We start from the raw sequence: 14,565 nt of genomic DNA, 5'->3' as shown, positions 1-14,565 counted from the left end.
GGGTGCGGACCCCATTTCAGTCGGACCGGTGAGTTCGGCCGGACCCGGTGAGTTCAGTCGTGATTCACGGATCGAACCGGAACCCGACACCGCGCACGGTGACGATGTGCCGGGGCCTGTCGCGCCGGTCGTCGCCGATCTTGCGGCGCAACCAGGAGATATGCATGTCAAGAGTCTTCGACGACCGCAGATCTGCCGATCCCCACACGTCGGTGAGAATGTCGTCGCGGCTGACGACCTGCCCGGAACGCTCCATCAGGAACCGGAGCAGATCGAACTCGCGGTTCGCCAGCACCAGGTCCTTTCCGTCGACCAGGACCCGCCGGCCTCGCGGGTCCAGCCGGATGTCGCCGCTGTCGAGGACCTGTTCGGGTTCTCCCTCGGCGTTGCGCCGGCGCAGCAGGGCCCGCACGCGGGCGAGCAATTCGGCCAGGCGGAACGGTTTGCCCACGTAGTCGTCGGCACCGGCGTCGAGTCCGACCACGAAATCGACCTCGTCGGTGCGGGCGGTGAGCATCAGTACGGCCAGACCCGGCCGGGTCGCCCGGATACGCCTGCACACCTCCAGGCCGTCGATCTCGGGCAGTCCCAGGTCCAGGATGAGCAATTCGTAACGGCTGTCCTGGGCGTGTTCGAGGGCCTGCGCGCCGTCGGTGACCACCTGGCAGCCGTAGCCCTCGCGACCCAATGCCCGGGCCAGGGGCTCGGCGATGGCGGTGTCGTCCTCGGCCAGCAGCACGTCGGTCATCAGCGGCCCTCGCGCTCTGCGGGCTCATCGTCGAGCACTTCCTGGTACAGCAGCGCATGCACCCGCTCCACCTGTGGAATGTTGTCGAAGGACAGCGGTTCGTCGGACGCCGATTCGATGACCAGCGACCCGGTGTGCAGCAGGCGATCGATCAGCCCATGCTGGAACTCGACCGTGTTGATGCGCTGTAGCGGGATGTCGTTGCCGGATTTGGTGATGATGCCGTTACGGAAGATCACCCGCCGGTTGGTCACGACGAAATGAGTGGTCTTCCACGCCACCAGCGGCCGCACCAGATACCAGCCGGCCATACCCAGCCAGATCACCAGCAAGATACCGAGAACCCAGGTCCGCGCGGTGCCGTCGAGCTTGTCCGACGCCAGCCCGCCGAGCACCCCGGCCACGCCCGTGGCGATGATGAAGATCAGCAGCGGAGCCACCAAGCACTTCCAGTGCGGGTGCCGCTGCAAGATGATCCGCTCGCCCTGTGCGAGATTCTCCTTGGGAATGCCCATGCCTGGCAGCTTAATGCGCCCACCAGAACATTTGCCGCGAGTCGGCCCGGCAGACCACGCCGACACCCTCGCCTACACCTCAACCGTGACGGCGCCTGCGTAGACTTGGTGCCAATCGCAGGTCAGGAGGCACACCTATGAGCTATCACGACCCGGTAGACCGCAACCGGCGCAATCCGGCCGACGCCGTTCCTCCCACCAGGGCCTATACCCAGGCACCCGGTTCCGGAAGCTACGACAATCACGGCGATTCCGGCCAATACTACGACGATCGTTCACACGGTGGTCCGATCTATCGTGACCAGGAGTACCCGGCACCGGGGCAGTACGAGAACCCGCGCGATTATCAGACCTCGCGCCACCTCGGTCAGCAGTACGGGGCACCCCAGCAGTACGGGCCGCCGCATGGCGCGCAGTCCCCGTACGACCAGCCGCGTCCGTACGACCAACCACGTCCGTACGAGCAGCCGCGCCGTGAACCGCAGCCGAGTTCAAACGAGGACCGGTCACCTCGTGGCGCGTACGAGGCCCCGCAGCAACCCCGCAAGCATGTCGGCCCCGATATCAATCCGGGCCTGTTCGTCGGCGGCGTCGTGATGACCGGCATCGTCACCGGTCTGGCCGCCTGGCTGGCCGCCTGGGTGGCCCGGATCATCATTGAGAAGGTCAACGACTCCGGCAGGTTCGGGGTATGGAATCCGATTGCCCGCGACGAATACTGGTTCGCCGTCGTCGCCTTCCTGTGCGCCATCGCCGCAGGTGCGCTGTGGTACCTACTGCAGCTGATCACGCCGTCCCCGGACGCGTTCTTCCGTTGGATCGTGTCCCTGCTCATCGCGGCGGCCGCCCTCATCCCGCTGCTGCTGTCGGCCGAGATCTCCGTCGGCATCGCCACCGCGATCCTGCATCTGATCATCGGGCTGCCGATCCTTGCCCTGATACCGGCGATGGGCCAGAAGAGTCTGCGTGACTGAAGATCCTGGGTCGCTGAAGATCCTGGGTCGCTGACCCGACCGGCCCTCCCATTGTTGATCCGCAGTTTGCGGTAGCCGCGCTCACCTGGTCCTCGGATCACTCGAACGAACCATCGGACCCGCCAGGCGATACCCGCGTACGCGATACCGGTTGCGCAATACCGCTGTCAGCTGCCGGTGCTGCCGGTGCCTTCCGTGCTGCCCATGGACATCACCTGAAGGATGGACATCAGCCAGTACGCGGTGCACGGGTGCACCGATGATCCGGTCGTTTCGGAAACCGTGGGAACGCACGGGGGAACCACCGGGTAGTAGACGGTGGAGGGCGCGGCCTGCGCGGGTGCGGCACCCAGCAGTGCGGGTACGGCGATGGCGATCGAGATCGCGGCGATGCGCAGGCGTCGGCGAACGTTCTTCATGAAAACCTCACTCGGTGGCGGGTCGGACCCTCTTACTGTGCCACCTGATCCACCCACCGTCAGCATGCGACCCCGGATCGACCGTCCTGCCCCATCAGACACACGGGTTCCTCCGGCACCGATCAGTCTTCGGCGACGCGCAGGTGGGTGACGTCCCCGGCGGTGGCGACGATTCGTTCACCGGCCGAGGTCTCCACGATCACCCGGCCGTCGGAGTCGACGTCGACGGCGGTTCCGATGACGTCACGGTCGCCGGGAGCGACCAGCCGGACCCGGCGGCCGATGGTGTCGCATCGGTCGCGGTAGGCGGCGGCCAGGGCGACGATGTCGTCGGGCCAGCCGTAGAGCAGCGCGTCGAGTTCGGCCAGGACGTTGCCCGTGACCGTGTGGACGTCGACGGGTGCGCCGGTGGCGATTCCCAGTGAGGTGGCCGTGGGCACCGGCAATTGATCCTCGGTCATGTCGGTGTTGATGCCGATGCCGATGACGGCGACGCCGCCGTCGGGACCCGGCGCGTATTCGGAGAGGATTCCGCACACCTTCTTGCCGTCGATCAGCACGTCGTTGGGCCACTTGAGCACCGCCCGCAGACCCAGGGCGTCGACGGCGCGGGCGACCGCGACACCGGCGAGCAACGACATCCAGCCCAGCCGGTCGGCGTAACGGCCCACCGCCACCGCGGCCGATATCGCCACCGACGAGCCCGCGGGCGCGGTCCAGGCGCGGCCGTGGCGGCCCCGCCCGCCGGTCTGGTCGGTGGTGATCCGCACACTGCCGGCCACCACGTCGGTGTCCTCTGCCGCCGCCAGCGACATCAGGTCGGCGTTGGTCGACGCGGTGGACCCGACCACCTCCACGGTGTGCCATCGCGTGTCGGACAGTCGGTCGGCAAGGACGGCGGCATCCGGCGCGAAGCTCATGACCGATCACCTTACCGGCCCGAAAGCGCACCTCACGGGCGGTCCCGACCGAACGCTCGGGAACATGAGGAGAATCTCACATTGGGAGTAGTTGACGTGGGTCACAGACTTGTCGTTAGCATCGTTGTTCATGACCTCTGCGCAACCCCAAGGCGGCACGCCTGACATCCACACAACAGCAGGAAAACTCGCCGATCTGCGTAACCGGCTCGACGAGACGCTGCACCCGGTCGGCGAGGGCGCCGTCGCCAAGGTGCACGAGCGGGGCAAGCTGACCGCGCGCGAACGCATCACCCACCTGCTCGACGAGGGCTCGTTCGTCGAACTCGACGCGCTCGCCCGCCACCGCAGCACCAACTTCGGCCTGGGCGATCGCCGCCCCGTCGGCGACGGTGTGGTCACCGGCTACGGCACCATCGACGGCCGCGAGGTGTGCATCTTCAGCCAGGACTCCACCGTCCTGGGCGGCAGCCTCGGCGAGGTGTACGGCGAGAAGATTGTCAAGGTCATGGATCTGGCGGTCAAGACCGGCCGGCCGCTGATCGGCATCAACGACGGCGCCGGCGCCCGTATCCAGGAGGGCGTGGTCTCGCTCGGCCTGTACGGCGAGATCTTCCACCGCAATGTGCGCGCCTCGGGCGTCATCCCGCAGATCTCGCTCATCATGGGCGCCGCCGCCGGTGGTCATGTCTACTCCCCCGCGCTCACCGACTTCGTGGTGATGGTCGACCAGACCAGCCAGATGTTCATCACCGGCCCCGACGTGATCAAGACGGTCACCGGCGAGGAGGTGACGATGGAGGAACTCGGCGGTGCGCACACGCACATGTCCAAGTCGGGTACCGCCAGCTACGTCGCCTCCGATGAGGAGGACGCGCTCGACTACGTCCGCGAGCTGCTGTCGTACCTGCCGAGCAACAACCGCAGCGAGCCCCCCCGTCTGCCGGTGCAGCCCTCGACCGGCGGCATCGAGGACTCGGTCAACGAGGAGGACCTCGAACTCGACACCCTGATCCCCGACTCGCCGAACCAGCCGTACGACATGCACGAGGTGATCGCGCGGATCCTCGACGACGACGAGTTCCTCGAGGTGCAGGCCGAGTACGCGACCAACATCATCGTCGGCTTCGGCCGTGTCGACGGGCGCAGCGTCGGCATCGTCGCCAACCAGCCCACCCAGTTCGCCGGCTGCCTCGACATCAACGCCTCGGAGAAGGCCGCCCGGTTCGTGCGGACCTGCGACGCCTTCAACATCCCGATCCTCACCCTCGTCGACGTCCCCGGCTTCCTGCCCGGCACCGACCAGGAGTACAACGGCATCATCCGCCGCGGCGCCAAGCTGCTCTATGCCTATGGCGAGGCCACCGTCGGCAAGATCACCGTTATCACCCGCAAGGCGTACGGCGGCGCGTACGACGTGATGGGCTCCAAGCACATGGGCGCCGACGTCAACCTGGCCTGGCCGACCGCCCAGATCGCGGTCATGGGCGCCTCGGGCGCGGTCGGTTTTGTGTACCGCAACCGACTCAAGGATGCCGCCGCCAATGGCGAGAACGTCGACGAACTGCGTCTGGAGCTGCAGCAGGAGTACGAGGACACCCTCGTCAACCCGTACGTGGCCGCCGAACGCGGCTACGTCGACGCCGTGATCCCGCCGAGCCATACCCGCGGCCAGATCGCTACGGCGCTGCGCCTGCTCGAGCGCAAGGTGGTCAACCTTCCGCCCAAGAAGCATGGGAACATACCTCTGTGAGCCCGGACATCGTGAACAAGGACAGCGTGAGCAACGACAAACAGAGCACCCCGGACGAGCGCACGCCCGAACGTCCGTTCCTGCAGGTAGTCAAAGGCAATCCGACCGATGAGGAAGCAGCGGCGCTGACCGTGGTGCTGGCGGCGGCAGCCGGAAACGGCGACTCGCCCGAGCCGCAGGTGCGCAACGACTGGGGCAACTACGAGGAGCGGCTGCGGCAGCCGTGGGGGATGCCGACCAGCTTCACCCACCGGCACCGCTGAGGTGGCGTCCCTGTCTCCGGTCCACGGCACGCACGTGGTGCTGGGGTCGGCCTCGCCGGCACGTCTGAAGGTGCTGCGCGATGCCGGCCTCGATCCCGAGGTCGTGGTCTCCTACGTGGACGAGGATGCGATCGTCGAACAGCTCGCCGGTGTCGAACCGGCCGAGGTGGTGGTGCGGCTGGCCGCGGCGAAGGCCGCCGAGGTGTGTGCGGACGTCGTCGGCAGAGCCGCTGCCTGCGACCGGCCCACCGGCACCGACACGGTGGTACTGACCTGTGATTCGATGCTGCTGCTGGACGGCGTGCTCAGCGGAAAGCCGCACACCACCGCAATCGCGCGCGACCAGTGGCGGCGGATGCGCGGCACCACCGGCCGACTGCTGACCGGACATCACGTCACACGCATCATCGACGGCGCGATCGCCGGGCAGGCCGCTCGCACGGTATCGACGACGATCCGGTTCGCCGATGTCGACGACGCCACCATCGACGCCTATGTCGCCACCGGCGAACCGCTGTCGGTGGCCGGCGCGTTCACCCTCGACGGGCTCGGCGGCTGGTTCGTCGACGGCATCGACGGTGACCCGTCCTCGGTGGTCGGCATCGGGTTGCCGACGGTCCGTGAACTGCTGGCCGCGGTGGGGGTGGACGTCACCGCGCTGTGGTGACCTCCGACTCGTGGCAACGTCCAGAACCGGTCGGGTGACCCGTCACCCGCACACCGACAGCCGGTAGTAGGTAGTCTCGACAGTCGGATCATCGCAGCGACGATCCTCGACGCCGGACAGCTGATCGGCGCGGCCGCACCCAGTGTTTGCACAGGTCCCGGTTCCCCAGGTGCCGCGGACACGCAGGACGTCCACCCTCAGAAGGGAACCCGCACGTGAGCGTCGATATCGACCCGAATCCCGCGTTCGCCGCCTATGCCCACCCCGAGCGGCTCGTATCCGCCCAGTGGCTGTCGGCACATATCGGCACACCGGGCCTGAGGATCGTCGAATCCGATGAGGATGTGCTGCTCTACGACATCGGTCATATCCCGACCGCCCAGAAGATCGACTGGCACCTGCACCTGAACGATCCGGTGACCCGCGACTACATCACCGGGGAGCAGTTCGCCGAGCTCATGCGCGAGAAGGGCATCAGCCGCGACGACACCGTCGTCATCTACGGAGACAAGAGCAACTGGTGGGCCGCCTACGCGATGTGGGTGTTCACCCTGTTCGGGCATCCCGACGTGCGCCTGCTCGACGGCGGGCGCGACGCCTGGCTCGCCGAGGACCGCGACACCTCGTTCAACGTTCCCGACTACCCGCGCTCGGATTATCCGGTCGTCGAACGCGACGACAGCAAGATCCGGGCGTACGCGGCGGATGTGCGCGCCTCGCTGGGCACGGTCCCGCTGGTGGATGTGCGCTCACCGCAGGAGTACACGGGTGAACGCACCCACATGCCCGACTATCCGCAGGAGGGTGCGCTGCGCGGCGGTCACATCCCCACCGCGGTGTCCATCCCCTGGGCCAAGGCCGCCGCGCCCGACAGCCGATTCCGTAGCCGGGCCGAACTCGACGAGGTGTACGCCGGGCTCGACGCACACACCCCGACCATCGCCTACTGCCGCATCGGCGAACGGTCGAGCCACACCTGGTTCGTGCTGACGTATCTGCTCGGATTCGACGACGTCCGCAATTACGACGGATCGTGGACCGAGTGGGGTAACACGGTGCGCGCACCCATCGTCGTGGGTGACGAGCCTGGCGCGGCACCGGCGTGAGCGTGCCCCCGGCGCTCGCCGAGATCGTCGACGACTTCGCCGCGCTGTCGGACCCCGACAAGGTGCGGTTGCTGCTGGAGTTCGCCGGGGAGTTGCCCGACCTGCCCGAACATCTACGTACCGAGGCGATGGAGCCGGTACCCGAATGCCAGTCGCCGGTGTTCCTGTCGGTGGACGCCACCGAACCGACGCATGTGCGGCTGTATTTCAGCGCGCCGCCCGAGGCACCCACGACACGTGGGTTCGCGTCGATCCTGCATCAGGGCCTGGACGGGGCCTCGGCCGAGGAGATCCTCGGTGTACCCGGTGATTTTTATCATGATCTGGGCCTGGAGAAGTCGGTGAGCCCGCTCCGTCTGCGCGGTATGGCCGGGATCCTCGGCCGTATCAAAGCGGCCGTGCGCCGGCAGATCTGACGGGCCGGCCGGGCACATGAAGTTCGTCCAGATCCTCGAGGAACCCATCGCACCGGGCGGCCTGGTCGAGTGGACCCCGTATGTTCCCGGCGGGCTCGGGGAGTGGACCACCGACTCGCGCCCGACCTCCCACAATCACGAACAACACCTGCGTTCGGCTTTCGACTACCGGCTGCGCACCCGGCGTGAGGGCGGCCGCGAGTCGTGGCTGGGCCTGGCGATCGAGTTCGATGAGCCGCTGTCGATCCCGGCGATCCGGGCCACCCTGCTGGCCTGGATCGACCGGCACGAGGTCCTGCGCAGCCACGTCATCCTCAAGGGGATACGGCCACAGGGCGCGCCGGGACTGGTCCGGCTGACCACCGGACCGGGGACGGTACGGCTGCGGATGGGCAGGGTCGGCTGGTATTCCGACGCCGCGGCGATGACCGATCAGATCGCGGGGGCGTTCGACCGGGCCACCGCTCCCCTGCACTGGCCCGCGTACATGTTCTCCACGGTCGGCCGCGAGGACTCGTTCACACTGCTGTTCGCCGGCGACCATTCGCTTCTGGACGGTTACTCGCTGATCGTCGCGCAGAACGAGCTCGTTGCGCTCTATCGCGCGGCCCGGGACCGCGCCAGGACCCACGGCGATCCGGGCGTTCCCTCGTTGTCGGAGGTGGGCAGCTACGTCGACTTCAGTGCGCAGGAACGCAGACTCGCCGACGAGACCGGCCCGGATCACCCCGCGATCGAGGTGTGGACGACGTTCCTGCGCACCGGCCACGGGCAGATGCCACGCTTCGCCGCCGCCGAACGGAGACTGCCCGCGGTGGCGCGTCCGGCCGTCCCGGGTGCGCCGGAACCCTCCGGGCACCCGGTTCCGGGGGCCGGAGGGGCCCGGACCGGGGACTGCGGGACCGAACAGGACGGGACCGAACAGGACGAGACGGGGCCCCCGCAGGACTCGATCACCGAACTACTGCTCGACGACGACCAGACGAACCGGTTCACCGCGGTCTGCTCGGAGGCCGGCGGGTCGCTGTTCGCCGGTGTGCTGGCGGCGCTGGCGATCGTGTACCGCGAGATGACCGGCGACACCGAGTTCCGGTGCGTGATGCCCCGGCACACCCGCACCGATCCGGAATGGCTGGCCTCGCTCGGCTGGTTCGTGGGACTGGCCCCGGTGTGTCTGGACATGTCTGATTCGCCGACGTTCGGGCAGTTGATCGTGCGCGCCAACGCCGAACTCAAACACGGCCGGGTCGGCGCGACGGTGCCGTATCTGCGGGTCGCCGAGCTGATCGAGGGTACGCACCCCGATGTGCTGGCCGGTGAGCCGCGGTTCGCGGTCTCCTTCATCGACACCCGGTACGCCCCCGGCGCCGCCGCCGCCGACGCGGGCCGGGCGCGGGTGCTGCGCAGCCACTGCTACGCACCGGAGGAGGTGTTCATCTGGATCAACCGCACGCCCGGCGGGCTGCGCGTATCGACGCGCTTTCCGGCGGCCGACGCCCACGATCCGTCGACCGGCGATCTGGTGAGCACCTATATACACCGCTTCGCGGATCTGCTGACGGCGACCGGCGACCACAGCACTTTTGCTACCGACGAGTAACCGGAACCCTGCTACCGAGCATTCGTTCGGTGCGCTAGGGTGAGTCGCGGAGTCGACGGCACCTACACTCAAGTGTCGTCGGTCACGCCTCGCCATCCATGAGACGGACGACGCGACCCACCCGTCCGAGTACCACGAGAAGTGCCTCGCCGACCACGGTGCAGGCAGCCCAGGAGAACCAGTGCCCACTCCCTCTGCGAACACGTCCCAAGGCATCAGCAAGGTCCTCATCGCCAACCGTGGTGAGATCGCCGTCCGGGTGATCCGTGCGGCCCGCGACGCCGGCATTCCCAGCGTTGCCGTGTACGCCGAACCGGATGCCGATGCACTCTTCGTGAAGCTTGCCGACGAGGCCTTCGCCCTCGGTGGTCAGACCTCAGCCGAGTCCTACCTCGTCTTCGACAAGATCCTCGACGCCGCCGCCAAGTCCGGCGCGAACGCCATCCACCCCGGATACGGCTTCCTGTCGGAGAACGCCGATTTCGCGCAGGCCGTGATCGACGCCGGGTTGATCTGGATCGGCCCGTCACCCAGCTCCATCCGCGATCTCGGCGACAAGGTCACCGCCCGTCACATCGCGCTCAAGGCCGACGCCCCGATGGCGCCGGGCACCAAGGATCCGGTGGCCAATGCCGACGAGGTTGTCGCCTTCGCCCAGGAACACGGCGTTCCGGTGGCCATCAAGGCCGCCTTCGGCGGTGGTGGCCGCGGCATGAAGGTCGCCTACACCATCGAGGAGATTCCGCATCTGTTCGAGTCCGCGACCCGTGAGGCCATCGCGGCCTTCGGCCGTGGCGAGTGCTTCGTCGAGCGTTACCTCGACAAAGCCCGCCACGTGGAGGCACAGGTCATCGCCGACCAGCATGGCAACGTGGTGGTCGCCGGCACCCGCGACTGCTCGCTCCAGCGCCGGTTCCAGAAGCTCGTCGAGGAGGCCCCCGCGCCGTTCCTGACCGACGAGCAGCGCACCAAGATCCACGAGTCGGCCAAGGCCATCTGCCGCGAGGCCGGGTATTACGGCGCCGGCACCGTCGAGTTCCTGGTGGGCAACGACGGTCTGGTCTCCTTCCTCGAGGTCAACACCCGCCTGCAGGTCGAGCATCCGGTCACCGAGGAGACCGCGGGCATCGACCTGGTGCGCCAGCAGTTCCGCATCGCCAACGGCGAAAAACTCGAGTTCTCCGAGGATCCGACCCCGCGTGGCCACTCCTTCGAGTTCCGCATCAACGGCGAGGACGCCGGCCGCGGCTTCCTGCCCGCGCCCGGCCCGATCTCGGTCTATTCCGAGCCGTCGGGTCCGGGCGTGCGCGTCGACTCCGGTGTGGTCCAGGGCGATGTCATCGGCGGCCAATTCGACTCGATGCTGGCCAAGCTGATCGTCACCGGTGAGACCCGCGAGCAGGCGCTCGAGCGTGCCCGCCGCGCCCTCGACGAGTTCCAGGTGGAAGGTCTGGCCACGGTGCTGCCGTTCCACCGGCACATCGTCTCCAACCCCGCATTCATCGGTGACGGCGAGAAGTTCGACGTGTACACCAAGTGGATCGAGACCGACTGGGTCAACCCGATCGAGCCGTACACCGGCGGACAGCCCATCGAGGACGACGAGGAGGCCCCCCGCCAGAAGGTCGTCGTCGAGATCGGTGGCCGGCGCGTCGAGGTGTCGCTGCCCGGCGATCTGGCGCTGTCGGGTGGTGGCGGCGCGGCCGCCGGCGCCATCCGCAAGAAGCCGAAGGCACGCACCAAGAAGAAGGGCGGCGGCGCCGCGGCGTCGGGTGACTCGGTGACCGCACCGATGCAGGGCACCGTCGTCAAGGTGGCCGTCGAGGACGGCCAGGAGGTCGCCGAGGGCGAGCTCGTGGTGGTGCTGGAGGCCATGAAGATGGAGAATCCGGTGACCGCGCACAAGGCGGGCGTCGTGACGGGTCTGTCGGTGGAGGCCGGCGCGGCCGTGACCCAGGGCACCGTACTGCTGGAAATCAAGTAGCCCCTTTGGAGGCTGTCGAGATCAACGCCGGGACGTGGTATCTGCGTGCGCTTCGTGCGGACACGCGGGTGTCCGACGTCCCGGCGTTGGCCGATCTGGGGGTCGACGACCCGGCCGGGTATGTGACCCGTGCCGCCGAGGGCTGGGCGACCGAAGCACTGTTCACCTGGGCCGTGTGCATACCCACCACCGGTGAACTCGTCGCGCTGGTCACCATCACCCCGTCCGCTGAGGTGGCTGTTCAGGAAGGCCGGGCCCGCGTCGGCTACGACGACGCCCTCGCCGACGCGTTGCCTCCGGTCCGGCGGTTCGTCGAGGGCATGCTCGGCCTCACCGTCGCCGACTGAGCGCGTCGGCGGCCGGCCCGTTCAGTACTCAGCGCTCGGTATCGATGTCCAGCCCGGTCGCCAGGTCGCCGCATTCGACCGCGATCACCTCTGCGGCGCGCGCCATCAGGTAGGCGCCGGCACCGGCGTCGCCGTGAAGTACGGCCGCCACGCCGTCGAAGTGCGCACGCCCAAGGTAGACCGGATGACCTGGTCTGCCGTCATACACCACCCGCGCGAGTGCCGGCGACGATCGGCCGCCGGCGAGGAGCAATCGCCGCACCACGTCGCCGCCCACATCGGGTGTGTCAACAACATGTAAAACAACACCGCCGCATCCGGGGGTCGCCCGGGCGTGACCGAGCACTGCTCGCACCGTCGCCGACAGCCCCGACGCCCAGTCATCCACAATGAGTTTTCGCGCCCCCGGCGGGGACGGCACCACCGCCGCACCCATCGCCACCACCACCTCGTCGCACCCTCCCCCGACGAGGGCATCGACCGCGATTGACAGCCATTCACCTTGGCGCGCAAGTATTTTAGGGCTACCGAAGCGCCTTCCGGCACCGGCGGCCAGTACCGCTCCCAACACCATCGGCCGATCCATCGCCGCTCCCCTTCCGGCACCACAATCCGTCGTGACCGGTGTCCGACCACCAGCTGTCATCGTCGACTTCCGGTGTCGATTTACCGACCGGAAACACGACGCTCTCACCGAGCGCACAGTGCGTCGCCGGTTCACTATGTACACCTGCCACACCTCGGACAACCACTGTGGCACAGCGGACCCCACCTCCACCGAGAGTCGGGACGATTTCCACCAGCGAAAGGTGCGAACACCACCATGGCGACTGACTTCGCTGCCGGTAAGGCAGCGCCACAACGTAAACGGGTCCACGAAGTGGACCAGGTGCCCCCATCAGGAAAACTCGTGGCCCTTGGCGTGCAGCATGTCGTCGCGTTCTACGCCGGCGCCGTGCTCGTCCCGCTACTCATCGCCCGCGCCATCAATCTCGACGACGCGGCGCTGACGATGCTGATCACCGCCGACCTGTTCACCTGCGGCATCGCCTCGTTGCTGCAGGCCGTCGGTTTCTGGAAAATCGGCGTGCGACTGCCGCTGCTGCAGGGCATCACCTTCGCCACCCTCGCACCGGTCATCAAGATCGCCAACGACCACGCCGGCGAAGGCGAGCACGCCGCGCGTGTCGGCCTGCAGACGGTGTACGGCGCGGTGATCGCGGCCGGTATCTTCACTTTCCTGATCGCACCGTTCTTCGCCAAGCTGATCAAGTACCTCCCGCCGGTGGTCACCGGAACACTCATCACGATCATCGGTGTATGCCTGATCCCGGTTGGCGCGGGCGACGCCGTAAGCGATCCGGCCACGCACATGCACGATTCGGCCAACGCGCGATGGGTGGCCTACGCGCTGGGCACCATCGTCCTGATCGTGCTGATGCAGCGCTTCTTCCGGGGTTTCATGTCCACCATCTCGATCCTGCTGGGGCTGATCGTGGCGACCTTCGTCGCGTGGCTTCTCGGTGACGCGTCGTTCGACAGTGTCGGCGACGCCGACTGGCTCGGTTTCACCCCGCCATTCGCCTTCGGCGCACCGCGCTGGGACATCGTGGCGATCGTGTCGATGATCGTGGTTCTGCTGGTGGTGGCCGTCGAGTCGACCGGGTCGATTTTCGCCACCGGCGAGATCGTCGGCAAACGCATCAAGAAGGACGACGTCGCCGCCGCGATCCGTGCCGACGGCCTGGCCACCGTGATCGGCGGCTCGTTCAACTCGTTCCCCTACACGGCGTTCTCCGAGAACGTGGGCCTGGTCCGGATGACCGGCGTCAAGAGTCGCTGGGTGGTGGCCTGCGCCGGTGTCATCATGATGCTGCTGGGCCTGTTCCCGAAGATGGCCAAGGTGGTCGAGTCCATTCCGGCCCCGGTCCTGGGCGGTGCGGCGCTCATCATGTTCGCGACGGTCGCGATCGTCGGCATCCAGACCCTCACCAAGGTCGATTTCACCGATCACCGTAACCTGATCATCGCCGCCACCTCGCTGGCCGTGGCTCTGTACGTCGAGCATTCGCAGTCCTCGCCGCCGTCGCAGGTGATCAACAAGGACGGCGAGATCGTCGATATCAATGCCATCCCGGGCGTGGACGAGGCGATGCCGAACATCATTTTGCAAATCCCGTTCTCGACGGGCATCACGATGGGTGCCATCACCGCGATCCTGCTGAATCTGCTGTTCTTCCACATCGGGTCGCGTGGTCCGGCGGTGGCCGGGGCCGGCTCGATCACCCTCGACGAGGTGAACACGATGACTCCCGAACGTTTCCGCGAAACATTCGGTGACCTCGTGCAGAACGTCGACTGGGTCGTCGACCGCGCCTACGATCAGCGGCCGTTCGACGATGTGCACGATCTGCGCAGCGCCTTCCAGGAGGCCATGCTCACCGGCAGCGACGAGGAACAGATGCAGCTCATCCAGGCATTCCCCGACCTCGGCGCCGAGGATGAGGAGACCGGCGAAATGGTGGCCGTCGACCACAAGGGTCTGTCACAGCTGGAGGAGACCGAACACGAGAATGTGGTCAACCTGTCGGCCGCCTATCGGGAGCACTTCGGCTTCCCGCTGGTGATCTGCGCCCGCGAAACCGAACGCTACGACCGGGTGCTGCGCAACGGTTGGGCCCGCATGGACAACTCGGAGACGAGCGAAAAATCGTTCGCGCTGATCGAGATCGCGAAGATCGCCAATTACCGCTTCGATGATCTCGTCTCCGACGCCAACCCGATCACGTCGGCGCGGTTCAGCAGGCAACCAGAACTCTAGGGCGTGCCCGGACGTTCCGGTGGTCGTGCCGC

At 67.3% G+C, this 14,565-nt stretch carries 15 protein-coding genes; 10 read left to right on the top strand and 5 right to left on the bottom strand.

Going from position 1 to position 14,565, the window contains the following annotated elements; all coding sequences use genetic code 11:
* Window positions 1-64: 64 nt before the first annotated feature.
* Both GII31_RS07655 and GII31_RS07650 read right to left on the bottom strand, forming a co-directional pair.
* A complete protein-coding gene (locus tag GII31_RS07655) occupies window positions 65-748 on the bottom strand; it encodes a response regulator transcription factor (protein ID WP_213248272.1) in 684 nt (227 codons plus the stop codon).
* Entirely contained in the window at window positions 748-1,263 is a 516-nt protein-coding gene (locus GII31_RS07650) for a PH domain-containing protein (protein WP_213248270.1), read from the bottom strand. Before GII31_RS07650 ends, GII31_RS07655 begins: the two co-directional genes overlap by 1 nt.
* Before the next feature lie 290 nt (window positions 1,264-1,553).
* Here GII31_RS07650 and GII31_RS07645 point away from each other — a divergent pair, with 290 nt between their 5' ends.
* Window positions 1,554-2,237 (top strand): hypothetical protein, encoded by a 684-nt coding sequence (locus GII31_RS07645; RefSeq protein WP_213250005.1) that lies wholly within the window; start codon window positions 1,554-1,556, stop codon window positions 2,235-2,237.
* 167 nt (window positions 2,238-2,404) lie between these two features.
* Here the strand turns inward: GII31_RS07645 and GII31_RS07640 are convergent, their stop codons facing one another.
* The gene (locus GII31_RS07640; protein WP_213248268.1) at window positions 2,405-2,656 is read right to left on the bottom strand and encodes a hypothetical protein; all 252 of its coding nucleotides are present in this window, start codon (window positions 2,654-2,656) and stop codon (window positions 2,405-2,407) included.
* A 122-nt stretch (window positions 2,657-2,778) separates the two neighbouring features.
* On the bottom strand, window positions 2,779-3,576 hold the full coding sequence (locus GII31_RS07635; protein ID WP_213248266.1) for a biotin--[acetyl-CoA-carboxylase] ligase: 798 nt from the start codon (window positions 3,574-3,576) through the stop codon (window positions 2,779-2,781).
* A gap of 91 nt (window positions 3,577-3,667) precedes the next feature.
* Between GII31_RS07635 and GII31_RS07630 the strand changes: the two genes are divergently transcribed.
* From GII31_RS07630 to GII31_RS07595, 8 genes are all read left to right on the top strand, one after another.
* Entirely contained in the window at window positions 3,668-5,329 is a 1,662-nt protein-coding gene (locus GII31_RS07630; protein WP_407649917.1) for an acyl-CoA carboxylase subunit beta, read from the top strand.
* The gene (locus GII31_RS07625; protein ID WP_407649916.1) at window positions 5,326-5,592 is read left to right on the top strand and encodes an acyl-CoA carboxylase subunit epsilon; all 267 of its coding nucleotides are present in this window, start codon (window positions 5,326-5,328) and stop codon (window positions 5,590-5,592) included. Before GII31_RS07630 ends, GII31_RS07625 begins: the two co-directional genes overlap by 4 nt.
* 34 nt (window positions 5,593-5,626) lie before the next feature.
* On the top strand, window positions 5,627-6,259 hold the full coding sequence (locus tag GII31_RS07620; RefSeq protein ID WP_213250001.1) for a Maf family protein: 633 nt from the start codon (window positions 5,627-5,629) through the stop codon (window positions 6,257-6,259).
* Between the two features lie 215 nt (window positions 6,260-6,474).
* A complete protein-coding gene (locus tag GII31_RS07615; RefSeq protein WP_213248262.1) occupies window positions 6,475-7,365 on the top strand; it encodes a sulfurtransferase in 891 nt (296 codons plus the stop codon).
* Window positions 7,362-7,781 (top strand): SufE family protein, encoded by a 420-nt coding sequence (locus GII31_RS07610; RefSeq protein ID WP_213248260.1) that lies wholly within the window; start codon window positions 7,362-7,364, stop codon window positions 7,779-7,781. The genes GII31_RS07615 and GII31_RS07610 overlap by 4 nt, the downstream gene beginning before the upstream one ends.
* Before the next feature lie 16 nt (window positions 7,782-7,797).
* The gene (locus GII31_RS07605) at window positions 7,798-9,381 is read left to right on the top strand and encodes a condensation domain-containing protein (protein WP_213248258.1); all 1,584 of its coding nucleotides are present in this window, start codon (window positions 7,798-7,800) and stop codon (window positions 9,379-9,381) included.
* 181 nt (window positions 9,382-9,562) lie between these two features.
* Window positions 9,563-11,365 carry an acetyl-CoA carboxylase biotin carboxylase subunit gene (locus GII31_RS07600; protein WP_213248256.1) on the top strand — a complete coding sequence of 601 codons (1,803 nt, stop codon included), beginning with the start codon at window positions 9,563-9,565 and terminating at the stop codon, window positions 11,363-11,365.
* A 5-nt stretch (window positions 11,366-11,370) separates the two neighbouring features.
* A complete protein-coding gene (locus GII31_RS07595) occupies window positions 11,371-11,712 on the top strand; it encodes a hypothetical protein (RefSeq protein ID WP_213248254.1) in 342 nt (113 codons plus the stop codon).
* A gap of 28 nt (window positions 11,713-11,740) precedes the next feature.
* On the opposite strand, the gene GII31_RS07590 is transcribed toward GII31_RS07595, so the two are convergent.
* A complete protein-coding gene (locus GII31_RS07590) occupies window positions 11,741-12,286 on the bottom strand; it encodes a nucleotidyltransferase family protein (protein ID WP_246222154.1) in 546 nt (181 codons plus the stop codon).
* A 249-nt stretch (window positions 12,287-12,535) separates the two neighbouring features.
* Between GII31_RS07590 and uraD the strand changes: the two genes are divergently transcribed.
* On the top strand, window positions 12,536-14,533 hold the full coding sequence (gene uraD / locus GII31_RS07585) for a 2-oxo-4-hydroxy-4-carboxy-5-ureidoimidazoline decarboxylase (RefSeq protein WP_213248250.1): 1,998 nt from the start codon (window positions 12,536-12,538) through the stop codon (window positions 14,531-14,533).
* Window positions 14,534-14,565 lie beyond the last annotated feature (32 nt).

Source organism: Gordonia pseudamarae, assembly GCF_025273675.1.
Taxonomy (GTDB): domain Bacteria; phylum Actinomycetota; class Actinomycetes; order Mycobacteriales; family Mycobacteriaceae; genus Gordonia; species Gordonia pseudamarae.
Note: the sequence above shows the minus strand (reverse complement) of the source record. Positions and strands in the feature narration are given on the sequence as shown.

Bases quoted from the DNA above. Each gene is read 5' to 3' on its own strand.
- GII31_RS07590 (WP_246222154.1), bottom strand. From the start codon at position 12,286: ATGGTGTTGGGAGCGGTACTGGCCGCCGGTGCCGGAAGGCGCTTCGGT.
- GII31_RS07655 (WP_213248272.1), bottom strand. From the start codon at position 748: ATGACCGACGTGCTGCTGGCCGAGGACGACACCGCCATCGCCGAGCCC.
- GII31_RS07605 (WP_213248258.1), top strand. From the start codon at position 7,798: ATGAAGTTCGTCCAGATCCTCGAGGAACCCATCGCACCGGGCGGCCTG.
- GII31_RS07640 (WP_213248268.1), bottom strand. From the start codon at position 2,656: ATGAAGAACGTTCGCCGACGCCTGCGCATCGCCGCGATCTCGATCGCC.
- GII31_RS07650 (WP_213248270.1), bottom strand. From the start codon at position 1,263: ATGGGCATTCCCAAGGAGAATCTCGCACAGGGCGAGCGGATCATCTTG.
- uraD (WP_213248250.1), top strand. From the start codon at position 12,536: ATGGCGACTGACTTCGCTGCCGGTAAGGCAGCGCCACAACGTAAACGG.
- GII31_RS07635 (WP_213248266.1), bottom strand. From the start codon at position 3,576: ATGAGCTTCGCGCCGGATGCCGCCGTCCTTGCCGACCGACTGTCCGAC.